The organism is Candidatus Fermentibacter sp., assembly GCA_030373045.1.
In the GTDB taxonomy this organism is placed as follows: Bacteria; Fermentibacterota; Fermentibacteria; order Fermentibacterales; family Fermentibacteraceae; genus Fermentibacter.
The window spans coordinates 1-22,895 of record JAUCPW010000002.1 but is presented as its reverse complement, the minus strand read 5'-3'; the positions used below and the strand labels follow the sequence as shown (position 1 = coordinate 22,895).

Genomic DNA, 22,895 nt, shown 5'->3' with positions numbered 1-22,895 from the left:
TATGCTCGTACTGTCACTCAGTTCTCCGGAGTATTCCGGCGACATATGCCGCCATTCTGCTTACTTGACGTTTTTTCCTCTGACACCGCCCGCGACGCGGTAGCGGGCGTCGCCGACCCCGGCGATCCCGGCCCTGTACTGGGCTGTCACCGTCAGCGGCGGGCAGAGCCTGCCGGGCTCGAACCCCGTCTCGACCGGCCCGAGCCTGCCCTTTCCATCCCAGACGGGATGCACCCCATCGTTCCAGTAGAACCCGGCCATGCCGGCGGATCCGGCCTCGAGCGCCTCCCTGACGGATGCACCGATCGCCTCCGCGTCGGCTGCGATGCCGCATTCCCCGGCGATCATGGCCAGCGCTCCAGCCGTACCGATCCCTGCGGGCGGCTCGACCGCCCTGCCGAACGTCCTTGCCGCGCCGGTGAAGTCGAGCCTGGTGCCCGATCCTTCCAGCCCGGTCGATCCGGGCAGCACTACGTCCGCGGCGCGGGTCGTCTCCGTCGAGGCCCAGTCCAAGGCCACTAGGAATTCGACGTTCCCGAACCAGGCGGCCGTGCGGTCGATGCCGAGCGGGTCCTCGCCGATCACGAGGGCCGCCCTTGTCGAGCCGTCCCCGAGCGCCCGGGCGAGGTCCGCATGCCCCGCTCCGGACGGTCTTCGCCCCGGCAGGAACGCCGGAGACGCTCCGGCCACCTCGAGGGCGGCGCCGTTCGGCAGTATCCTCGGCAGCAGGATGTCCGCACGCCTGCCCGACGCGTTGGCCAGCACCGCGAGCCCCGCCAGGATCTCGAGGTCGCCCCTGGCCCTGTCGCGCGCCCTGTCGGGCGTGTGGACGATCACCATGCGGGATGAACCGGCCACTGCATCCACGACGGCCCTCGCGGAGCCGGGATCGACCCCGGCCATGGCACAGACCTCCTCGAAGGTGCGCCCCAGGCTCGAGAAGAACTCCGCGCCGCCCGGGACGGATGCGACCGCCTCCTCCGTTACTGCGCCCGTTTCGGCGAGGCTGCGCACGATGCCGGCCCAGAGGACGGAGGCCGTTCCCCTTACGGGGTCGAGCACCGCGCGCGAGAGGATGCGGTCGGCGTCGTCGAGAGCCGAGTTGACCACGACCAGGCCGGCCCCCCTCTTCCGGACCGCTTCGAGGACGTCCACGGCCAGCACGGGATGGTCACCCTCGAGGCTCGTGTTGCTGCAGATCACCAGGTCGGCCTGCGCCAGGGACTCCCGGCCGGCCGTGGAGGCGGTGAACCCGAGCATCCCGTCCAGGGCCGCCGGGTCGTATGAAGAGCAGGAGGCTGCGATCGAGCCGATGTTCCCCGTCCCGAGGCCCTCCCTGGCTATCAGGGCGGCCAGGTGCATCTCCTCCACCGTGGATTCCGCCGATACGAAGACCGCCACGGCTCCGGGGCCGTACTCCGCTGCCGCCTTCCGGAGACCGGCGACGGCCTCACGGACGGCGGTGCAGGCATCGGTCCTGACCGCTTCGGCTCCGCGCCTGACGGAGGGGGCCGATATGCGCCTGCTCGAGATGAAGAGCTCGTTCGCGAAGCGCCCGGACCTGCAGAGGTAGTCGCCCGGCACGCCGGAGGAGGTGATGTAGTAGCGGGCGGGCCCGTGCGACATCACCCTCACCGCGCACTGGAGCGAGCAGACCGGGCAGCGGGTGGCCCGCTCGACGACCTCGAGGCATGCCCTTCCGGGATACGGGAGCTTGACCGTGAGTGCACCCGTGGGGCACGCATCGACGCAGTTCCCGCAGCTCACGCAGTTGGTCTCCACCAGGGGGTCGTTCATCGCGGGCCGCATCTCCGTCCGGAAGCCGCGCCCGACCAGCCCCAGGGCCGCGACGGGCAGTACCCTGGCGCATGTCCTGATGCACCGGCCGCAGAGGACGCACTTGTTGGGGTCGTAGAGGATGTGGGGGTGCCTGTCGTCCGGCCTGTGCCTGCGAACGTGCCCGGAGTAGTGCGCCACATCCGCCCCGTACTCTTCGGCTCGCAGCCTCAGATCGCAGTCGTCGTACCTCAGGCACCCGCAGGACAGGCACTTCGCCCCTTCGTGGACGACATCCTCCCATTCGAAACCGGTCGCCACCTCGCAGAAGCTGCCCTCCCTCTCCGGGACGGGCCGCATGTGGACCTCGTGGCGGGGGCTCTCGGCGATGTCGCCCAGCTCGGCCTTCCCGGGCTTGGACCACATGTCCTTGCGGACGATGAACGGGTGAGGGGGATCCCCTCCCCCGAGGTATGCATGGATCGACAGGGCGGCGGTGCGCCCGTCCGCTATCGCGTCTATCACCACGGTCGGGCCGTCGTCGGCTGCGTCGCCACCGGCGAATACGCCGTCGATGTCCGTCTTCATGGTGGAGGTGTCCACACTGACGGTGCCCCACCGGGTCGTGCCCGGGAGCCCGTCGGAGCCGGCGAGCCCCTCCAGCAGGGGCGACTGGCCGATGGCTGCCACGGCCAGATCGCATGGCAGGTCGAACTCGGAGCCCTCCATCGGCACCGGCCTCCTGCGCCCGGAGGAGTCGGGCTCGCCGAGCTTCATCCTGATGCAGCGCAGCGAGGAGAGCCTTCCGTCCACGGCTCCGATGCCCGCGGGGGCGGCGAGTTCCATGATCTCCACGCCTTCGTGCAGAGCATCCTCGATCTCCATGGGATCGGCCGGCATCTCCGCCCTGGTCCTGCGGTAGAGGAGGATCACCTTGTCGGCTCCCAGGCGCCATGCGGTCCTCGCCACGTCCATGGCGGTGTTCCCGCCGCCCACGACGACGACGGTGCCGGAGATGGCCGACCTGTCGTGGTACTTCTCGCGCAGGAACTCGATGCCCCCTACGACCCCCGCGGTCGTGAACTCTCCGTCGACCTTCATGGGATTGCTCGCCCAGGCTCCTGCCGCGACGAATACGGCGTCGTGGAGCCTCCTCAGTTCATCGAAGGGGATGTCCCTGCCGACCTTCACGCCGGTTCTGATCTCGACTCCCGCACGGGTCACGAAGTCGATCTCCCGGTCTAGGACCTCGTCGGGGAGCCGGTACTCGGGGATGCCGTACCGCACCATCCCGCCGGCCTTCTCCATCATCTCGTATACCGTCACCCGGTATCCGTGCCTGCCGAGGAACCAGGCCGCCGAGAGCCCGGCAGGGCCCCCGCCGACTATCCCGACGCTCTTCCCGTTGAGCGGTTCGCGTTCGACCGGGCCGTCATAGACTCCGGGAGCATCGGTCAGGTAGCGCTTCACCGCGTTGATTCCCACCGGGCTGTCCACGTCCGCCCTGCGGCAGACCGCCTCGCACTTGCGCACGCAGACCCTGCCGCACACGGCGGGCAGGGGGTTGCTCTCGCGGATCAGGTCGATGGCCTTCCTGGTCTCGCCCATCGAGGCGAGGGCCAGATAGCCCTGGACGTCAACCCCCGCGGGGCATCCGAGCTTGCACGGCGAGACGCAGTCGGCGTAGTGGTTGGACAGGAGGAGCTCCAGAGCCGTCTTCCGCGAGGCCCTGACACGCTCGTTGCGGGTCTCGACCTCCATCCCGTCGGTCACGCGCGTGGCGCAGGACGGGACCAGAACCGGCCTCCCCTTCACCTCGACCACGCACACGAAGCATGAACCGTACGGTTCCAGCTCCGGGGAGTGGCACAGGGTGGGGATGTCGTCCAGTCCGTGCTCGCGTACCACTTCCAGAATCGTCTGCCCCGGCCGGGCCTCGACCTCCGTCCCGTTGACGATCAGCTTGACGGTGTCCATCAGGGCCTACGCTTTCTTCACGGCGCCGAAGTTGCAGCTGGATATGCACCTGCCGCACTTCACGCACTTGTCTTTGTCGATCCTGTGCGGCTGCTTCCTCTCGCCCGAGATCGCGCCGACAGGGCAGTTCCTCGCGCAGAGAGTGCAGCCGGTGCAGAGGGCGGGATCGATCGAGAACTCCACGAGCGCCAGGCAGTTGCCCGCCGGGCAGGCGTGGCGGTCGATGTGCGCCTCGTACTCCTCCCTGAAGTACCTCATCGTGCTGAGGACAGGGTTGGGCGCGGTCTGCCCCAGCGCGCAGAGGCTCGCCTCCTTGATCCTCCTCGCCAGCTCGTCCAGCCGGCCGAGGTCTTCCGGCGTGCCCTCGCCCCTGGTGATGCGCTCGAGCACCTCCAGCATCCTGAGAGTGCCTATCCTGCAGAACGTGCACTTTCCGCAGGACTCGTTCTGGGTGAACTCGAGGAAGAACCTTGCGATCTCCACCATGCATGTGGTGTCGTCGAGCACGACCATCCCGCCCGAGCCCATGATCGCACCCGTCCTGGGGATGTTCTCGAAGTCCACCGGCGTGTCGCCGAGCGAGGCGGGGATGCACCCGCCGGAGGGTCCGCCCATCTGGACGGCCTTGAACGCCCTGCCCTGTTTGATGCCGCCGCCGATCCTGAAGACGAGGTCGTTTATGCTCATCCCCATGGGGACCTCGGCCAGGCCGCCCTTCGCCACCCTGCCTGCGAGCGCGAAGACCTTCGTCCCCCTGCTCTTCTCGGTGCCTATCGCAGCGAAGGCGGCCGACCCGTTCGCGATGATCCAGGGCACGTTGGCGTATGTCTCCACGTTGTTGTTGTTGGTGGGTCTGCGCCAGAGGCCCTTCTCCGCAGGGAACGGGGGCCTTATCCTCGGCATCCCGCGCTCGCCCTCGATCGACGCGAAGAGGGCGGTCTCCTCGCCGCACACGAAGGCCCCGGCCCCCTGCTTTATCGTGATGTCGAAGTCCATGCCGGAGCCGAGTATGTCCCGTCCCAGGTATCCGCGGCCGCGGGCGTCCGCCAGAGCCTTCTCGAGCCGCCTGATCGCAAGCGGATACTCTGCGCGGCAGTAGACGTAGCCGATCGACGTCCCGATCGCCCTGGCGGCGATCATCATGCCCTCGAGCACCGAATGGGGGTCGCTCTCGAGCACCGACCTGTCCATGAACGCCCCGGGGTCGCCCTCGTCGGCGTTGCAGACCAGGTATTTGACGTCACCAGGGTTCGCCGCGGCGAGGGACCACTTGAGCCCGGTCGGGAACCCTCCGCCCCCCCTGCCCCTGAGCCCCGAGTCCTTGATCTCCTGGATGATCGATCCGGGCGTCATCTCGAAGAGCGCTCTCCGAAGGGCGGCATAGCCGCCGGTCGCCTCGTACTCCGCGATGGACTCGGGATCGATGATCCCGCAGTTGCGCAGGACGATCCTCTTCTGGAGCGAGAGGAAGTCCTTCTCCGTACCGGCGTCGTCGACCCCCGGTCCCCTGGAGTGGATCACCCACTCGGAGACGACCTCGCCGCCCTGGACGTGGCGCCTCCAGATCTCGACGGCCCTCTCCGGGGTCACCTCTCCGTAGACGAAGCACCTGTCGCCGTCGCGCACCTCGACCAGCGGCTCCCTGAAGCACATCCCGATGCAGCCCGAGATGGACAGCCCGCAGTCGGAGCCTTCGGCGAGCGGCTTCAGCGCGTCGTACGCAGCCTGCGCCCCCGCGGAGAGCCCGCAGGTTCCCATTCCGACGATGATCCTCTTCAATTCTCCACCCCGCATCCGGTGGCGGCCGATCCGTTCCCTTCGGCGTCGCGGCGGCGGCGGAAATCCTTCAGGATCTTCCTCACCGCGGCCGGGGTGAGCCTTCCGAACGTCTCGTCGTTGATCATCATCACCGGCGCGAGGGAGCAGCACCCGAGGCAGGCCACCGTGGTGAGGGTGAAGAGGCTCTCGGCGTCGGTCTCGCCTATCTCTATGGAGAGCTCGTCCCTGATCGCGTCGAGGAGCTGCCGTGAAGCAGAGACGTGACATGCCGTCCCGTCGCAGATCCTGATCACATACCGGCCCATCGGCTGCAGCCTGAACTGGCTGTAGAAGGTGATGACCCCGTAGATGCCTGCCTCGGGCACCCCCGTCACGGAGGAGATGTGCCTTATCGCCCCCCTCGGGATGTACCCGAAGTGCTCCTGGGCTGACTGGAGCAGCGGGATCAGCTCGCCCGGGGCGCCGTCGTATCTCCAGAGCCTGTAGTTGAACGATTCCTGGGCCATAGGTGCTCCCGGGCTCCTTTACTCGTCTACGAGTCGGATGACTCTGGCCTCGCGCACCCTGAGAACGCCGTCGATCTGGCTCAGCTTCTCGACGATCCTCGGAGTCCTGCCCACGGCCCCCTGCCCCGTGATCATCCCGACGAGCCTCCTGCCGTCGTCCGTCACGTCGCAGAAGATCACCTCGTCGATGAAGAAGACCGTGGTGAAGATCTTCTGGATCGAGCCCGGGTCTATGTCCGCGATGATGTAGCTCGTGGTCCCGGGCTGCCTCCTGGCCTCGGTCCCGGTCTGGACCTTCACGGTCCTGCGGTAGGATTCGATGAACTCGCTGACGTCCCTGTCCAGCCTGGGCCTCTCGACGGGCGAGACGGAGACGACTTCCACGCCCCGCACCGCGCCCACCCGGGAGAAGATCGCCCTGATGCCCTCGGGGGAGGAGGCCTGCCCGAGGAGGATGATGTCCACGTCACCCCGCACCGCGTCGCAGGACTGCACTCCCTCCAGGGACCTCAGGTCGTTGAAGATCTCCATGCTCCTCTCGGGCTCGGTGATCCTCACCGTCAGATAGGCGCTCACGGACTCCCTGACGACCGGTTCGCCCTTGTCCGCCGACGCCTCCGGCGCCCCGGTGGCGGCCCCCGGCGACAGCGACTCCAGCGCCCGGACCAGGTCGTCGATCTCGAATGGCTTGTCCAGATAGGCCGTGTTGGCCTCCGAGAGGGCGGTGTACTTCAGCCTGTCGTCGCCGAAGGCCGTGATCACGAGCACCGGCAGGTCCGGGTACTGGTTCTTGATGACCTTGAGGATCTTCATACCGTCGATGTCGGGCATGAATATGTCCGTGACGAGGAAGTCGTATCCCTCGCCGGCGGTGCCCGCCCTGTTCAGCTCGTGTATGGCGGAGATGCCGTCGGGGCAGGCGGTGGCGCCGTACCCCTCCTGGGTCAGACCCACAGTCAGGTTGCGCCTTATCTCGGCTTCGTCGTCGATTATCAGCACCCTGCCCTTCAACTCTGGCCCCCCTCCGCTCCGGTTATCTCTTCCAGCCCCTCCCACCTTCCGGTGGAGAGGTATGCATGCATCGCCCGCGCGGCTATTCGGCCCTGCCCCATCGCGAGGATCACGGTGGCGGCACCGAGGACGATGTCGCCACCGGCGAAGACCCCCCTGACGGAAGTCTGCCCGGTCGCCTCGTTCACCACTATCCCGCCCCACCGTGTGGTCTCGATCTCCGGGAACGACGACGGGACGAGCGGGTTCGGGCTGTTCCCGATGGCCACCAGCACCTCGTCGGCCTCCTGCACGAATTCCGATCCTTCGATCGGGATGGATCTGCGGCGCCCGGACGAGTCCGGCTCGCCCAGGGTCATGCGCACGATCCTGACGCCCTCGACCCAGCCCCCCCGCCCTCCGGTTATCTCGACCGGGTTCTCGAGGAGGTGGAACTCGACGCCCTCCTCCCGGGCGTGATGGACCTCCTCGCGGCGGGCGGGCATCTCCGCCTCCGATCTCCTGTACACGACGAGGGATCGTTCGGCGCCCATCCTGAGGGCGGTCCGGGCGCAGTCCATCGCCACGTTGCCCCCCCCGACGGTCACCACGGTCCTCCCCCTCTGGATGGGGGTGTCCGCTGCAGGGAAGTCATAAGCCTTCATCAGGTTGGCCCGGGTCAGGTACTCGTTGGCCGAATAGACCCCCAGGAGGTTCTCTCCGGGGATCCCCTGGAACTTCGGGAGCCCTGCGCCCGACCCGATGAACACGGCGTCGTACTCGCGCACCAGCTCGTCCACGGGGCGGGTCCTGCCCGCGATCGTGTCGAGCCTGAACTCGACCCCGAGATTCCCGAGCAGCTCCACCTCGCGCCTCACGATGGCCTTGGGGAGCCTGAACTCGGGGATGCCGTAGACGAGGACGCCTCCGGCCTGGTGAAGGGCCTCGAACACGGTGACGGAATGCCCGAGGAGGATGAGGTCGCCCGCCACGGTGAGCCCGGCCGGGCCGCTCCCGATCACGGCGACCCTCCTGCCGGTGGGGGGAGCCTTCACGGAGGCCTGTGCCGCCCCGGTCTCCCTCTCCCAGTCCGCGAGGAAGCGCTCTATCCTGCCTATGCTCACTGACTTCCCGGGATCGTGGTGGAACTTGCCCACCGTGCAGGCGAGCTGGCACTGCTGCTCCTGCGGACAGACCCTGCCGCAGACCGCGGGGAGCGCGTTCCTCCTCCTGATGATCCCGATGCCTGACGCGAAATCGCCCCTCTCCACGGCCTCGAGGAAACCCGGGATGTCCACTCCCACGGGGCAGCCCTCGGTGCAGAACGCCTTCCTGCACTGCAGGCAGCGCCTCGCCTCGACCACGGCCGCCTCCGGGGTGAAGCCGAGGGGGACCTCGCGCAGGTTCCCGATCCTCTCCGACGGAGCCTGCTCGGGCATGGGCTGGGGCGGTATCGCCAGCCTATCCTTCGCTTCCATGTCCCCCCGATCCGGTGAGCATGCACCCGCCCTCGAAATGCTCCATGGCGGAGCGCTCCTGGTCCCTGTACGCGGACAGCCGCCTCATCAGCTCGTCGAAGTCCACCTGGTGTCCGTCGAACTCCGGGCCGTCGACGCAGGCGAACCGCGTCCTGCCGCCGACCGTAACCCGGCAGCATCCGCACATCCCGGTGCCGTCGATCATTATCGGGTTCAGGCTGACGGTGGTCGGTATGCCGAGCTCCCTGGTGACGGCGCTCGCGAACTTCATCATCACGGGGGGGCCGATGACGAACGCATGGTCCACGGCCGGCACGCGCCCCGCGACGATCCTGATCCCGTCGGTGGCCAGCCCCTTCGTGCCCCTGGAGCCGTCGTCGGTCATCACCAGCACCTCGTCGCTGACCTTCCCCATCTCCTCCACCATCACCAGCAGGCCTGCAGTCCGGGCGCACAGCACGGTCAGGACCCTGTTGCCGGCCTCGTGAAGCGCCTGCGTGATGGGATGGAGAGGTGCCGTGCCGATGCCGCCGCCGCAGCAGATCACGGTCCCGAACCGCTCGATGTGCGTCGGCGTGCCCAGGGGGCCTGCGATGTCCTGCAGGCTCGAACCCTCCTCGAGCATCGCCATCTGCCGGGTGGATTTGCCCACGGACTGCACGACGAGGCTCAAGGTCCCGGCTTCGGGATCGGCATCGGCTATCGTGAGCGGGATCCGCTCGCCCTGGCCCGCGATCCTAACTATCACGAACTGGCCGGGTTTGCGACGCCTCGCGATATCGGGCGCGAACACCCAGTACATCGTCACATCCGGACCGAGTGGCTTCTTTGATACGATCCTGCCGGGTTCCACTGACACCTCCGGAGATTCTCCGACCTTTTCCTCAGCGCGGCTTGAGCACCAGCCCCCGCCCGCTCCTTCCGTCTATCATGACGGTCAGGGGATTCTCGAGCCTGACATGCCTCACCGATGCGGTCTCCCCTGCCGCGGGCAGGGACAGCAGCCACTGCCAGTCCATCAGCTCCGTCGAATCGGAGTGCGACACCGTGAAGTATCCTATCCGCAGCGAAGTCATGTTCTGGAAGAAGTGCGACCCCTGCGACGGATCTACATTCATCCCGGGAAGCGTGACTTCGATTATCGCCTTCACCCCGCTTATCTGGCTCCAGTTCACGGGGACGCCCAGCCACGGATCGGAGGAACCCCAGCGGCCCGGACCCGCGAGCAGGTACGGCCTGCCCTCCCGGGCGAGGACGGTGTTGAACGAGTCGATCTCCCTCGCGATCATCTTCGTGTTCGCAGCCTGGAAGCTGTCCGGCTTCACGAACACGATGTCGGCGATGTCGCTCCGGGTTCCGTTCCCCAGTACGCGCCCGCTCGAGCAGAGCGCTCCTCCGGTGTCCACTCCGTCGAGATCGACCGTGACGAGCTCGTCGCCCGCGACCATCGGCCTTATCTGAAGGAGCGAGAACTCGGCGGGAAGAGCCGTCCTCCCGGACAGGACGCCCGCGAACTCTATCTCGACCGGGCAGTTCATGGCCCTGCGCCCTATCTCGAGGACCGAGTCCGATATCTCCGCGAGAGGGAAGACTCGGTTCTTGAGCACGTGGGCGAAGTCCACCACCCTCGCACCGGACCTCGCTATCCCGTCATAGACCCTGTCGTCCTCGGGCGAGTAGGTCGAGGCGAGCCAGTCCAGTATGCCGTCCCTCTCGGCATCCTCGAGGCCGAGCCTCAGGAGGTACTGGTCCTCCTCCTCGTCCATCCCCGCTCCTGCGCCGCTGCTCATGTCGAGCGCCCACAGAGTCCTCTGAGAGAGGGAGAGCATGTCGCGGACCCCGGTGAACTGGGGCAGGATGCCGGGATGCTTCGGTGAGAACCTGAGCGATACTCCGCCATCGACTATCGTCTTCCCCAGGCCGACGGCCGCGTTGACCACGCCGTCCTCGGGTTTCGCGCCGCCTGCGGGATAGTAGTCGTACGACCGCCCGACGCCCGAGAAGTGCGGATAGTATCTCTCTCCGTGAATCCGGCCGACGACGGGCTGTATGAGGACGGCCATCTTCTCCTCCTCGGGCCTGTGGTTCGTCGACTGGATGTAGGCCCTCGCCTGACGCAGGTAGGTCGAGGAGTAGACCAGCTTGATGGCCGATGTGAAGGCCCTGAACCTCTCGTCGAAGGACGGGTTGCCGTTGGGCAGCATCTTCGTGGCGTAGATCCCGGCGAAGGGCTGGTACAATGCATCCTCGAGGAGGCTGGAGGACCTGACCGCCAGGGGCGCGCGCACCTCGCCGAGGAAGTCCCTGAGGTCGCCGAGGACCGTCGGCGGCAGATCGGCCCTCTGGAACCTGCCTGCGATCGAGAGGTCCCTCGTCTCGGACAGGACGGGCTCCAGCAGGTCGTTCTGCTCCATGAACTCGTCGAACACCTCCGTGGTCAGCACCAGCGTCCTGGGGATCGACACCGAGACGCCGGGGAAGGCGTCCGGGCTTAGGCTGCCTGTGAGCACCCGGTCGATGAAGGCCAGCCCGCGACCTTTTCCGCCGATGGACCCGGAACCGATCCTGCTGAACTGGGCGTAATCCTCGTAGAAGGACCTGCTGTAGGGCGGTATGCTGCCCCTGTGGCTCTCCTTCCGCCATTTCCGGGCTTCATCCGAGATGCGGCCCCTCAGGCCGGCATCGTCCTCGCCGTCCCTCCGCGCGACCGAATGCAGCCTCCGGGCCAGGTCCAGCTCTGCGTGGACCATCAGCCAGCGGCGCACGGCACCCTTCTCGCAGGCCGCGGCCACCGCAGGGGCGGGTGAGCGGTCGAGCGCCAGGAAGAACGAGTCGAGCGTCTCTATCCTGTCTATCCGGCCCGTTTCGGGATCCTCCAGAGAGAGCGGGCCGAATCCGAACCTGTCCGTCAGCTCCTTGCGGATGGTCTTCATCAGCGTCGGGGAGGACTTGTGGACGAACGAGGCACCGAGCGCACATGCGCTGGCTCCGTCGGTGTCCTCGGAGGTCTGGAGGAGGACGGGCATGTGGGGGTGGTCCCTCCGTATCCGCTCGATCAGCCTCAGCCCGGCCTCCCGGTCGTCCTCCCCGCTGCACGGGAAGGACTGGTCCGTGATCACGCCCAGCATCACCTCGCCGTACTTCTCCAGGTACTCCTCCGCCTGTTCGCGGCTGGTGGCGAGGAGCACCTTCGGCCTGGCCCTCCCGCGCACGGCGAGCTGCGCCGGAGAGAGGGCCTTCGACGAGAGGATCTCTTCCTGGAGGGTGGAGATCATCACGTGGATCTCGTGCAGGTAGCGGGAGTAGAAGAAGACCGAATCCTCGACCACCATGAGCGCCGGGACGCCCAGCTCACCGCAGTCTGCAGGGGCGTTGCGGCAATCCTCGGCCATACGGATCATTCCCTGGAGCAGGTTGCCGTCGCCCAGCCAGACGAAGATCGCATCCACGGCTCCGGGGTCGGACATGGCCACCAGGCGTGGCAGCTCCGGAGTGTTGTATGCGAGGACCATGACGGGCATCCCGGGCGCGATCCCGTGGACGCGGCGGCCGAACGTGAACGGGTCCATGTCGCCCAGGCGCATCAGGGTGACGACGAGGTCGTATCGGCCGGATGTCAGTTCGGCGAGCGCGTTCTCCCCGCCGCTGATCTGCATCAGCCTCGGGGCGGAGCCGTTGGAACGGGCCAGGAGATCGCCCAGCCGGCCGTCCTCTTCGAGGATGAAATAGTCGTAGAGGCTCGAAACGAAGAGGATCCTCGAGATGGCGAAGCGGGAGAGACTCTCGTAGCCGAGGGCGGCGGGCGTGTCGAGGGTGATCCTGTCGAAGGCTCCCTGCCTGCCCGGCTCGCTCAAACGGGACCTCCCGAGCTGCATGAGACGAGGTCTGCGATGCCGCGGAAACGATCCCGCAGAATAAGCTCCGGCCGCCCTCCGGTCAAGCCCGAAACTCCTTTGGAATGGGCGTTTACGGTCCTTGACGCCGGGTGCGGTTACGGCTAGTCTTGGGCCTTCGATGGTGCCCGAGCGGTAACACCCATCGAGAGGAGACGCGATGCTTCCAGAGCTGGAGAGGGTTTACCAGTCCGTTCTGAAGCGCGATCCCAACCAGCCGGAGTTCCATCAGGCCGTGATGGAGGTGCTGGAATCCCTGGGACCCGTCATCGAGAAGCATCCCGAGTTCCGCAAGGCCAAGGTGGTCGACAGACTCGTCGAACCCGAGCGCGTGATCATGTTCCGCGTCGCATGGGAGCGTGACAACGGCGATGTGGAAGTCAACCGCGGCTTCCGCATCCAGGCCAACAGCGCCATAGGCCCCTACAAGGGCGGCCTCCGGTTCCATCCCTCGGTCAACCTGGGCATCCTCAAGTTCCTCGCCTTCGAGCAGATCTTCAAGAACTCGCTCACCGGCATACCCATGGGCGGGGGCAAGGGCGGTTCGGACTTCGACCCGAAGGGCAAGACCGATGCCGAGGTCGAGCGCTTCTGCCGCGCCTTCATGACCGAGCTGTTCCGCTACATCGGCCCCAACACGGACGTGCCGGCCGGCGACATCGGCGTCGGCGGGCGCGAGATCGGCTTCCTGTTCGGGACCTGGAAGAAGATCACCGGCACCTGGAACGGCGTGCTCACCGGCAAGGGACTGCCCTACGGCGGCAGCCTGGTGAGACCGGAAGCCACCGGATACGGCACCGTCTACTTCGCGGCGGAGATGCTCAAGACCCGCAACATGACCATGGAGGGCAAGACCTGCCTCGTGTCGGGCTCTGGCAACGTCGCCCAGTACGCAGTCCAGAAGATCAATCAGCTCGGAGGGAAGGTGGTCACCCTCTCCGACTCCACGGGCTACGTCTACGACGAGGCGGGGATCACGGCCGACAAGATGAAGTACGTCATGGACCTCAAGAACGTCAGGCGCGGCCGCATGAGCGAGTACGCCGAGGAGTTCCCCGGAGTGGTCTACAAGGAAGTCGATCCGGCGCTCGACCATAACCCGCTCTGGGCTCACAAGGCGGACTGCGCCTTCCCGTGCGCGACCCAGAACGAGATCAATGCCAGGGATGCGGCCAACCTCGTGAACAACGGGATCACAGTCGTATCGGAAGGCGCGAACATGCCGACGGTCCCGGAGGGCGTCGAGCTGTTCCTGCAGAAGAAGATCCTGTACGGCCCCGGCAAGGCCGCCAACGCGGGCGGAGTCTCCACCAGCGGGCTCGAGATGGCTCAGAACGCCTGCTTCTCGAGCTGGTCGCGCGAGGAGGTCGACAGGAAACTGCAGAGCATCATGGCGGGCATCCACGCCCAGGCCTACGCCGCATCCGAGACCTACGGCGAAAAGGGCAACTACGTGCTCGGCGCCAACGCCGCCGGATTCATGAAGGTCGCGAACGCCATGCTGGCGCAGGGCGTTCTCTAGAACTCGATCGCCACATCCCGGAGGGGCGGCCCCGCGGCCGCCCCTTTCATTCGGGGCAGCCGGTGTCCGGTGTCCGGTTTCAGGGAGCCGGGGACCGCTAAGCCGGGGTCAGACCCCGGTCGGGCATGCTTTCGAGTACCATTTTCGACAGAATAAAACCCAGCTAGCCGAAAATGATCGTTTATCGATCAGTCCCCCGCATAAACAGCCGTGATGGTTCCCGGATATCGCGGTTTGTTAACGCAAAAGTAGCCAGACCCCGGGTGGAAAGCCGGAATAATGCGGTTGGGTTGAGTTCTGCGACATCGGTGTCGGCAGAACTGGAGAATATCCGCCGGATCAACGATAAATCGCCTATATTCGTGGTTCGTCAACGCAGGAGTAGCCTGACCCCGTCAGAGGAGCCGCTTGATCTGGGCGAAGGTGCGGGATTCGAGGGACGAAGGGTCGAGAACGACCTCGAAGTCGTCCGCCGAGACGCCGGGTACGACCTCTTCAGGATCGCGGAGCATCGCGAAGCCGGACAGCCCCGGCCCGAGGGCGTGGACCGCGTCGGTCGCCGTCCCTGCCAGGCTGCCATCGCAGTATAGCGTGAGCACGACATCCGTAGACCCTTCGAGGGTCATCTCCAGGTCGACCCATTCCCCCTGCGACACGAAGGGCCCGAACCCGGACCAGAGGACCTCGAAGTCCCCCGAGGCGTTCACGTAGGCCAGGAATGCGGTTGTGACCGGCTGCATGACGGTGACCAGGCCGCCGGCATAGGTCTCCCCCGAGGTCACCATCCTGGCCAGCACGCAGCAGTACGCGCCGTCCCCGTCCGGGCTGAAGGACATCCCCACCGAGCCGTCATCCCAGTCACCGGCTGCCGTGCAGACATAGCCGACGGCCAGCGAATCCTCGAAGGCCGCCTCGAGGACCTGGCCGCCTCCCAGGGAGGCCACCCAAGCGTGCCCGCCATATTCGGACCTTAGCCAGTCGCCCGAGGCTTCGGGGTCCTGACCGGGCGTGTAGGACTCGAAATCGTCGGAGAAATCGGCCGCCGCAGAGGCTGCCAGGAGAACCAGCGGAAGAAGCCTGAAAACCATCGATCCCTCCAATCGCGCGACGGAGCCGGATCGCCCGGCCCGGGTCCGCACGGGCAGAGACAGGAAAAACCCCACTGGAGTTACACACGGCCCTGCGGCCGGTGTCCTTCGAGCCTGACCAGCGCCCGGGCCTTGCCGCCCACGGGCAAGGCCCGGAGCAGGGGAGCGAGACAGGGCCGGCTCGAATAGGTCTCCCAGCGCTCGAGGACCATGCCCGAGCTGCGCAGGAGGAACTCGAACGAGCCGCGGCAGTACTCGCAGCAGTGCCCCGGCACGTACCCAGGGCGGTACCTCTTCCGATGGAGCCCGAGCCTCCCCACGAGCCTCCTCCACCCGGCGTCCAGGCTGTCGATGTTGGGGAATTCCAGCAGGGCGCGCCCGTCTTCGGCAAGCAGCGAGCCCAGGGCCTCCATCGCGGCGACGGGATCCGGGATGTGCTCCAGCACATGCCTCAGCACGACGAGATCGTACTTCCCAGGCAGGGACGGCATCGCGCCCGGGAACAACCCGGCATGAACGGGCAGGCCCGTCCTTCGCGAGACCTGCCCGGCGGCTTCGTGCGAGATCTCTACGCCCTCGGCCCGCCAGCCGTCCCCGGCCGCCAGATGGATGAGCCTGCCGTTGCCGCAGCCGATGTCCAGGAGGGAGCCCTTCTTCGGGACGGCCTGCCGGATGAAGGCCCAGGAGGCTGTCTGGGAGGTGTTGGCGGCCCCCTCCCCCGACAGCGGGTCGGGCAGGCTCCTGGAGTACTTGCCCTGATCGAGCCCTCCCGCGGGGTCGTACCAGACCAGCCTGCAGGAGAGGCATCTGCGGAACTCGAACTGCCCCCCGTCGCCCTGCCGGTACGATGTCCGGGACTCCGTCCCGCCGCAGAGGGGACAGCGCGGGACGGACCCGGGAGCCTCGCGGGACGCCTCCTCCCCCATCCCGCTCGACCGTGCCCGGCGCCTCATCGAACCGGCTCCGCCGCGGTCAGCCGCGGACGATGTAGCCGATGGCGCGGTCGGAGTCCCCGTCCATGGCTACCGATGCGGTGGCGCCCTGCTTCTCGCGCCCGACCCTGATGACCCTGATCACGTCCTCCAGGTGCTCCGATCCCGGCACGAGCTTCCTGAGCTGGTTGTGAGAGAGCCTGAAGAAGTCGTGGTTGAACACTATCCCCGGATCGTCGGGGTAGAGCGGCAGGTACTTGATGTCCGCCTCCACGAGATCCTGGAAGAAGTGGGTCCCGAACGAGAGGTCGGGCACGTAGCCCCTCTTGGTCTTCGCTATCTCTATCAGCATCGACGTGTTGTTGATGTCGCTGTACCCGACGTGCACTCCCAGCTTGATGTCCCCCCTGCTGCCCCAGCGCCCGGGACCCATCAGGATGAAGCGCTTGGAAGGCAGCTTCTGATTGAGCCTCCCCACGATCCTGCCGCAGTCGTACAGGGCCTCCATGCTGGGGATGTCGTCATATCCGTCCGGATCCACGTACACTATGTACTCGATCCCGCTGACCATGCCGCTCGTGATGAACTTCTCGGCGGTGAAGAGCACGTCCGCCCCGTCGAGGTCCCTGGGCAGCACCACGTCCTGCCTGCCCTTGCTGTGGCTCTGGGGACGGCACTGGAGGAGGCAGGGAGTCTGGATGTCGCCCTCATAGGCGAACTCGATGTCGACCGGGAACCCGAGCTCCCGTTCGAGGATCTCGAGAATGGCCTTCATCTGCGGCACGAACGGGCTCTGCGACAGCAGCCTCTGGAACGTCACGACGGGGTACTGCTCGTCGAGGTTGAGCATCGTCCCGACCGGCGGGACGAGGTTGCCGTCGCCGTAGAGGGAGATGATGTAGGAGAGGGCGGGATAGTCCCTGTAGTGCTCCCGCACCAGCCTGTCGAAGCCCATGGTCTCGAAGCGCCTCGTGCTCAGGTTCACGAGATCGACGCTCTTCTGTGCGTACCTCACTATGTCCTCGGGGGTGAGGTTCACCTTCAGCCCCGGCTGGCCGGGGCTGACGAGGACGGGATAGTCCTCGCCGATCCTGTCCACGGCCCTGGTCCCCAGCCCGGTCACGAGCCTGATGACTCCGTCGTCCCTCCGGATCCTCGGGGACCACCTGAACTCGTTCCTGCTGAACGCCACGCCCGAGTATGCGGGGAAGTAGTAGTCGCCCACCCTGGTCCCGACGACCTCCTGGATGAGTATCCCCATCTCCTCGTGGAAGTCCAGGAGCCCCCTCTCCCTTCTGTACTCGATGGGGTCCGGGGCGAAGACGCTGGCGTATACTTCGACCAGTGCGTCGGCCACCGCCTCCAGCCTCTCCTTCTTCGTGCCCTGGTTCGCTACGAAGAGGCTCTTGTACTTGCCGGCGAAGGCCGATCCGGCGCTGTCTTCGAGCAGACTCGACGATCTCACGATCAGGGGCGCTTCGCCGAAGTCGTCCAGCATCATCGAAAGGCCGTTCATGATGTCGGCCGGGAGGAACGAGTTCTTGAAGATCTGCCTGAGGTACATGAACTCCTGGCGGATCTCGGACGGATCGCTGTACTTGATCGAGAGCAGCTCCTCCAGCGCGTTGTGGTGGACGAACTCGAGGATTCCGTCGGAGACGACGTACCAGGTCTTGGGGGTCCTGAGGTTCCGCAGCACCACGCTCTCGTTCTTGGCGGCCTGAAGGATCCTGTCCGCCCTGAACAGGCCGGCCGACTTGCCGCCCAGCTTGCCGTTGCCCGAGGCCGGTCCGATCGTGTGCCTGAGCATGTTCGAGAAGTCGGAGATCGTGACGTGCTTCTTCACGTCGTCGATGTAGTCCAGGTCGTCTGTGAAGAACCTGCGGATGAGGGCCACCCTGATGCCGATCCTGTCCTCAGGGGCCAGGTTCTTCTGCTGTTCCGGCAGCTTGCTGAACCTCTCCACCGCCTCGGAGATCTGGGCCAGGGGGATGTCGCGCTTCTCAGCCGCCGATGTCAGGAAACGTGTGTTCTCCAGCCTGAACCAGTTGAGCAGCATGCTGTTGATCTCCTCGGCCGACAGCTCGGCCTCGGCGATCTTGAAGACCTCGTCGATGAAGTTCTCGAGCGCTTCGTAGTCGATGCGGGGCAGGGCCTGGTTCTCCTCGAGGGAGTCGCCGAGCCCTGAGCCGTCGCCGTGGCTTAGGAGCCGCTGCATCACGTCGCCTATGCGGGTCACGCCGCGCTTGAAGAGATAGTTCATCATCTTGCGGCCCAGGCGGTTCACCAGCAGCGGATTGGTCTCCCAGAGCAGATCGACTATGACCTTCCACTCGGGCTTCGGAATGGCCTCTCCGGTCTCACTGTCCTGTGCTTCTGCCGTCATGGAGCCTCCCTGGGACGACCCGGGCGGATCGCCTTCAGTATCCCATCACGAGGATCGTCTTGTTCGTCGTGGAAGCGGCCATCACATGCTGGCTGTCAGGAGAGAATGCCAGGTCGGCCGTCCCGCCCCATGCGGCCGAGGACCAATCCAGCTCCCCCGAGGATGCGGCCACGTGGAGCCCCAGCGAGGGATCGCCCCCTGCATAGAAGTAGAGACCGTCAGGAGTGGCGGCGCCTTCCGCAGGAAATCCCGGGAAGGTGACGAGCAGTTCTGCCGAGAGATCACCGGGATCGAGCACCCAGAGCATGTTCGTCCCCTGGACGGAGGCTCCCGGCCTGCCCGCTCCGGCGTCGAAGAGATCCACGACGGCGCCCATGGTGCCGACCGTGAGTTCGACCGCTCCCGTGACGGCATCCAGCCTGGCCAGGCTGTCTGCGAATCCCAGGAAGAGGTCGCCGCCGAGGACGATGGCCGACAGAGGTGCGCCGACCGGGACTTCAACGGTCCTCCTGAAGGAGAGATCGCGGCCGGCCTGCAGCATCGACCCGTCGGCGAGCACAGCCAGCACTCCGTCACCGGAGGTTTCGACGAACAGGACCACCGATCCGGCGTCCGTCCAGGACTGCTCCGAGCCGGGGCCGGCCACCAGGAGAGATTCACCGGAGGCGGCGCAGACCGTGTGCGTCCCCCGGAAGAAGGCCGCATCGGTCAGAGGGGCCCCGGTCGGGATGAACGCGGCGGGCTCTCCCAGTTCGGCCGTCAGGAGCCCCCCTTCGCAGGCGCAGGTCAGATACAGGCCGTCCGACGAGAACGAACACGCGCGCGGGATGCCGATCGAATCGGTCATATAGGAGCAGTCGTATTCGATCGGATATCCGGGGCCCGAACCCTCCGGGTCGAGGACACAGGAGCATCCCAGCATCACGATCGAGCAGAGTCCCTGCAGGCCTCCAGTGCGAACCCGTCCCGTCCGCCCGGGCTTCAGTGGAGCCTCTCCCGCCAGGGATGCCCGCCCTGCCAGCCCGACTGGTACTCGTAGTCGACGAAGCATATCAGCAGGTCGGCCTGGTATTCGTAGTCCGCGTAGAAGATCGAGACATCGGCCTGGTACTCGTAGTCCTCGAAGAACCAGACCGAGTCGCTGTCGTCGGCCTGGTAGCCGTAGTCGCAGACATATACGCAGAGGTCGGCCTGATACTCGTAATCGACCACGAATACCGAGAGGTCGGCCTGGTACTCGTAGTCGGTCACGAAGACCGATCCGGCAGCCGCCGGCAGGCACGAGGCGGCCATCAGCATCAGAACGGTCCGCATGGCTTCACCTCCGAAGGTTATCCCGACTGCATCCTGCCTGGCCGTTCCCCGTCACCCTTCCCCGGGCTCTCCGAACGGCATCACGTAGAGCACCTCGACTCCGCTGTCCAGCATGAGGACCCCGGCCGCGAGGGAGTCGTCGAAGGCTCCGACGGCCACTGTCCCGAGGCCGAGGGCTTCGCACATGAGATAGACGTTCTGCGACGAATGCCCGGCCTCGAGGGTCGCATACCGCGCGGCCCTCCCGCCGTATCGCGCGGCCGTCACCGAAGTCCGGGCGCAGATGACCACGGATGCCGGGGCGGAGGCCACCCAGGGCTGCCCGAGGCAGGCCTCCGAGAGAGCGCTCCTGAGATCCCCCTCCGCCAGCGGTTCCAGTGCGCCGTCCAGGGGCAGGTACCTGTAGAGTGCGGGGTCGATGCCGTCGACGGCACCGGCCACGAGGTACACCTCGAGGGGATAGAGGGCTCCGGCCGATGGAACGGTGCGCCGGCCGTCCGGAACGAGGCCGCACGCGGCCCACAGCAGTGCCGAGGCCTCTTCGAGGGTCGCGGGCCGGCTCCCGAAGAGGCGGATGGATTCACGGCCGCAGAGGAGTCCGCCCAGCGCCTCCGCTCCGGGTGGCAATTCCGCAGGCATGGACGGAAGCCCGACCGCCCCGCCGGAACCCGCTCCACATGCCGAGAGCGCAAGAACAGCCGCGACAATGCGAAGTGACATGTCCCCGCCATGTCCGCAGGCTCGAAGCCGGACCTCCCGGACGCCGGTCAGCGGACCGTGACAGCGTGAATCTCGACATGCCCGGCGGGGAAAGCAAGCCGGCGGGAGCCGGAGCCGGATTCCTGATCTAGTAGAGCAGCATGATCCTGTCGGGCCTGTTGCGGTCCACCTTGACGGAGATCACCGAGCCCGCCTTCAGCTCCACGAGCCTGCTCAGCGGGATCGTCTCCTTGTGGACGACCACCCTCTCGGGGTTGTACCCGTCGTTCACCTTCAGGGACAGCTTCATCACGGGCATGTCGTTGATGGTAGTGCCGGTCTCGTTCATGGCGAGCACCGTGGCCGTGCCGTCCAGCCCGTTCTGGAGGAAGTCGATCCTCCGCTTGTTGATGAAGTGGAAGACGACGAATACGATGACATTGACCAGGATGAAGAAGCCGCCCATCGCACGGAGGAAGATGTCGAGGGGATATCCGTCGTCGGTGAGCGCCTCCGGGCTCACGAGGAAGCTCGCGATGAGCATCCCGAGGCCCGGGAGCATCATGAACAGCATGGGCCCCTTGTTCATCGTCCACAGCAGCGGCCCCCTGCCGCCGCCTGTTCCGGAGGTTCCGTCCATGCCCAGCCCCCCTTCCGGGATCAGACCGATCCGTTCCTTTCGGCATCGAGCACTTTCCTGGCATCCGGGACCATCGCGAGGAAGTCCGATATCTTCCGACAGCCGGGATACTCGTCGCATCTGCCGCAGTTGGCCACCTGGCGCCCGATCCCGCACGCCCTGATCCCGCATTCGAAGCAGTGCGGCGTATGGATGCCGCCCGCTGCCGTGCAGCCGTCGCAGTCGACGTGTTCGGGCCTCACGTCCGCCCCGTGCATCGCCGACCACTCGGCGGCGGTCCTGCGCCTCAGATCGTCGTCACCGGTCCTCCGGGCGACGAGGGCGGGGCACTCCGAACACACGAGGCCGCAGTAGGAAATCATCCTGTCCATGTCCTCTCCCTCCATCCCCGGGCCGCTCCCGCTCCCGGACATACCTACCAGCGACTTCCTCTTCCATCTGCCCGAAGCGTAGTACAGGCCGGTGAAGACGCATCCGACCGTCCAGCCGGCGGGTACCGACCACCAGATGCCGTCCACACCCATGCGCGACGAGAACCACACCGCGCAGGGCACGCGTACCAGCCACAGGGCCAGGATGGTGGAGTACATGGGTATCATGGCCTCCCCCGCCCCCCGGAAGACCCCGTTCATCAGGAACAGTATCCCGAAGAGGGAATATGACATGCCGATGACCAGGAGATACCTCTCGCCGACCGATACCACTCCCGGATCCTGGTTGAAGAGCGATATCAGGTCGCCGCTGGACAGGATCACGGCGAGGCCGATGACGCCCGAGATCGCGAGGCTGACGCGGAGCCCCGCCCTGAGCCCGTTCCTCACCCTGTCGACCCGTCCGGCCCCTATGTTCTGACCCGTGAAGGTGGTTACCGCCTGGCTGAGACTCATCGCCGGCATCATGGCGAAGGAGTCGAGGCGGCTGGCCGCCGAGAAGCCCGCCACTGCATCGGTCCCGAAGCCGTTCACCAGCCTCATCAGGATCATGTGCCCGAAGGCGACGAGACCCTGCTGGAGGCCGCTGGGCAGCCCGATCTTCATGCTCAGGTCGAATGTCGGCCGGTCGAACGAGAGCCCATGGAAGGAGAACCGCACGTATGGATTGCGCTTGTCGAGGAACGCGAGCGCAGCGAGGAAGGAGGCGGTCTGCGCGATGACCGTCGCCCAGGCCACTCCCGCCACTCCCCAGTGGAACACCGCCACGAATACGAGATCCAGCACGATGTTGACGACGGTGGAGAAGATGAGAGCGTAGAGGGGGGTCCTGGAGTCGCCGAGGCCCCTGAGCACCGCAGAAACCGTGTTGTAGCCGAACGGCCCGAGCATGCCGGCGAACAGGATGCGCAGATATGCGGAGGCTTCCGGAAGGACGTCGTCCGGGATGTGCATGGCCCTGAGGATGAACGGCGTCGCGAGGACTCCGACGATCGAAAGGACCGCGCTCGACCAGAAGATCGCGATGTAGGTGGTGTTGACGGTCGTCCTGATGCGATCGCGCTCGCCCGCTCCGAACTGCTGCGCTATCAGGACCGTGGCCCCCATCGTCAGGCCGATCTGGACGGAGACCATCAGCATGAGGATCGGGAAGGAGGCTCCCACGGCGGCTAGTGCGGTCTTTCCGACGAAGTTCCCCACCACTACGCTGTCCACCATGTTGTAGAACTGCTGGAACACGTTCCCCAGCAGCATCGGAACCGAGAATGCGAAGAGGGCGCGCGCCTCTCCGCCGGTAGTGAGATCCTTCAACGGCCCTCGTCTCCATCATCCGATTGTCCGTGCGGGATCATCGAGCGCTCCGCATGCGGCCGCCGCCGGATCGAAGGGGGCATGCCCGCCCCTGTCCGGACCTGCGGTTTCCGATGACTCCCGAAAGAACCGGGGCTGTCTCTTATACACATCTCCGAGCCCACGAGACAGCG

At 66.3% G+C, this 22,895-nt stretch carries 16 protein-coding genes; 1 reads left to right on the top strand and 15 read right to left on the bottom strand.

Translation table 11 applies throughout. The annotated features are described in order from the left end of the window. Nucleotides 1-60: 60 nt before the first annotated feature. Genes QUS11_00190 through QUS11_00160 form a run of 7 tightly spaced genes read right to left on the bottom strand, consistent with a single transcriptional unit; the run spans nucleotide 61 to nucleotide 12,360 of the window. The gene (locus tag QUS11_00190) at nucleotides 61-3,753 is read right to left on the bottom strand and encodes an FAD-dependent oxidoreductase (protein ID MDM7991713.1); all 3,693 of its coding nucleotides are present in this window, start codon (nucleotides 3,751-3,753) and stop codon (nucleotides 61-63) included. A 6-nt stretch (nucleotides 3,754-3,759) separates the two neighbouring features. After that, complete coding sequence (locus QUS11_00185; protein ID MDM7991712.1) at nucleotides 3,760-5,532, bottom strand: NADH-quinone oxidoreductase subunit NuoF; 1,773 nt, start codon at nucleotides 5,530-5,532, stop codon at nucleotides 3,760-3,762. Next, nucleotides 5,529-6,038: an NADH-quinone oxidoreductase subunit NuoE gene (gene nuoE, locus QUS11_00180; GenBank protein MDM7991711.1), complete on the bottom strand. Its 510-nt coding sequence runs from the start codon at nucleotides 6,036-6,038 to the stop codon at nucleotides 5,529-5,531. The genes QUS11_00185 and nuoE overlap by 4 nt, the downstream gene beginning before the upstream one ends. Nucleotides 6,039-6,056: 18 nt before the next feature. Beyond that, nucleotides 6,057-7,049, bottom strand: coding sequence for a response regulator (locus QUS11_00175; GenBank protein ID MDM7991710.1), 993 nt, complete (start codon nucleotides 7,047-7,049; stop codon nucleotides 6,057-6,059). Beyond that, nucleotides 7,046-8,506, bottom strand: a complete 1,461-nt coding sequence (gltA, locus tag QUS11_00170; protein MDM7991709.1) for an NADPH-dependent glutamate synthase — start codon at nucleotides 8,504-8,506, stop codon at nucleotides 7,046-7,048. The genes QUS11_00175 and gltA overlap by 4 nt, the downstream gene beginning before the upstream one ends. Next, nucleotides 8,490-9,359 (bottom strand): sulfide/dihydroorotate dehydrogenase-like FAD/NAD-binding protein, encoded by an 870-nt coding sequence (locus QUS11_00165; GenBank protein MDM7991708.1) that lies wholly within the window; start codon nucleotides 9,357-9,359, stop codon nucleotides 8,490-8,492. Before QUS11_00165 ends, gltA begins: the two co-directional genes overlap by 17 nt. Before the next feature lie 31 nt (nucleotides 9,360-9,390). Beyond that, complete coding sequence (locus tag QUS11_00160; protein ID MDM7991707.1) at nucleotides 9,391-12,360, bottom strand: PEP/pyruvate-binding domain-containing protein; 2,970 nt, start codon at nucleotides 12,358-12,360, stop codon at nucleotides 9,391-9,393. A gap of 199 nt (nucleotides 12,361-12,559) precedes the next feature. Between QUS11_00160 and gdhA the strand changes: the two genes are divergently transcribed. Beyond that, the gene (gene gdhA, locus QUS11_00155) at nucleotides 12,560-13,921 is read left to right on the top strand and encodes an NADP-specific glutamate dehydrogenase (GenBank protein ID MDM7991706.1); all 1,362 of its coding nucleotides are present in this window, start codon (nucleotides 12,560-12,562) and stop codon (nucleotides 13,919-13,921) included. A gap of 395 nt (nucleotides 13,922-14,316) precedes the next feature. Here gdhA and QUS11_00150 read toward each other — a convergent pair whose 3' ends face one another. The 8 genes from QUS11_00150 to QUS11_00115 form a co-directional block, all read right to left on the bottom strand. Continuing rightward, on the bottom strand, nucleotides 14,317-15,009 hold the full coding sequence (locus QUS11_00150; protein MDM7991705.1) for a hypothetical protein: 693 nt from the start codon (nucleotides 15,007-15,009) through the stop codon (nucleotides 14,317-14,319). 80 nt (nucleotides 15,010-15,089) lie between these two features. Next, entirely contained in the window at nucleotides 15,090-15,962 is an 873-nt protein-coding gene (locus QUS11_00145) for a class I SAM-dependent methyltransferase (GenBank protein ID MDM7991704.1), read from the bottom strand. Between the two features lie 19 nt (nucleotides 15,963-15,981). Further along, entirely contained in the window at nucleotides 15,982-18,327 is a 2,346-nt protein-coding gene (locus QUS11_00140; protein MDM7991703.1) for a PEP/pyruvate-binding domain-containing protein, read from the bottom strand. A 34-nt stretch (nucleotides 18,328-18,361) separates the two neighbouring features. Continuing rightward, nucleotides 18,362-19,174 (bottom strand): hypothetical protein, encoded by an 813-nt coding sequence (locus QUS11_00135; protein MDM7991702.1) that lies wholly within the window; start codon nucleotides 19,172-19,174, stop codon nucleotides 18,362-18,364. Nucleotides 19,175-19,308: 134 nt separating this feature from the next. Further along, on the bottom strand, nucleotides 19,309-19,641 hold the full coding sequence (locus QUS11_00130; GenBank protein MDM7991701.1) for a DUF6150 family protein: 333 nt from the start codon (nucleotides 19,639-19,641) through the stop codon (nucleotides 19,309-19,311). A gap of 51 nt (nucleotides 19,642-19,692) precedes the next feature. Next, a complete protein-coding gene (locus tag QUS11_00125) occupies nucleotides 19,693-20,361 on the bottom strand; it encodes a SagB/ThcOx family dehydrogenase (GenBank protein ID MDM7991700.1) in 669 nt (222 codons plus the stop codon). 127 nt (nucleotides 20,362-20,488) lie between these two features. Continuing rightward, nucleotides 20,489-20,980, bottom strand: a complete 492-nt coding sequence (locus tag QUS11_00120; GenBank protein MDM7991699.1) for a hypothetical protein — start codon at nucleotides 20,978-20,980, stop codon at nucleotides 20,489-20,491. Nucleotides 20,981-21,000: 20 nt separating this feature from the next. Continuing rightward, on the bottom strand, nucleotides 21,001-22,722 hold the full coding sequence (locus QUS11_00115; GenBank protein ID MDM7991698.1) for an MATE family efflux transporter: 1,722 nt from the start codon (nucleotides 22,720-22,722) through the stop codon (nucleotides 21,001-21,003). Nucleotides 22,723-22,895 lie beyond the last annotated feature (173 nt).

Bases quoted from the DNA above. Each gene is read 5' to 3' on its own strand.
- QUS11_00190 (MDM7991713.1), bottom strand. From the start codon at position 3,753: ATGGACACCGTCAAGCTGATCGTCAACGGGACGGAGGTCGAGGCCCGG.
- nuoE (MDM7991711.1), bottom strand. From the start codon at position 6,038: ATGGCCCAGGAATCGTTCAACTACAGGCTCTGGAGATACGACGGCGCC.
- gltA (MDM7991709.1), bottom strand. From the start codon at position 8,506: ATGGAAGCGAAGGATAGGCTGGCGATACCGCCCCAGCCCATGCCCGAG.
- gdhA (MDM7991706.1), top strand. From the start codon at position 12,560: ATGCTTCCAGAGCTGGAGAGGGTTTACCAGTCCGTTCTGAAGCGCGAT.
- QUS11_00150 (MDM7991705.1), bottom strand. From the start codon at position 15,009: ATGGTTTTCAGGCTTCTTCCGCTGGTTCTCCTGGCAGCCTCTGCGGCG.
- QUS11_00145 (MDM7991704.1), bottom strand. From the start codon at position 15,962: ATGAGGCGCCGGGCACGGTCGAGCGGGATGGGGGAGGAGGCGTCCCGC.
- QUS11_00140 (MDM7991703.1), bottom strand. From the start codon at position 18,327: ATGACGGCAGAAGCACAGGACAGTGAGACCGGAGAGGCCATTCCGAAG.
- QUS11_00135 (MDM7991702.1), bottom strand. From the start codon at position 19,174: ATGACCGATTCGATCGGCATCCCGCGCGCGTGTTCGTTCTCGTCGGAC.
- QUS11_00130 (MDM7991701.1), bottom strand. From the start codon at position 19,641: ATGCGGACCGTTCTGATGCTGATGGCCGCCTCGTGCCTGCCGGCGGCT.
- QUS11_00125 (MDM7991700.1), bottom strand. From the start codon at position 20,361: ATGTCACTTCGCATTGTCGCGGCTGTTCTTGCGCTCTCGGCATGTGGA.
- QUS11_00120 (MDM7991699.1), bottom strand. From the start codon at position 20,980: ATGGACGGAACCTCCGGAACAGGCGGCGGCAGGGGGCCGCTGCTGTGG.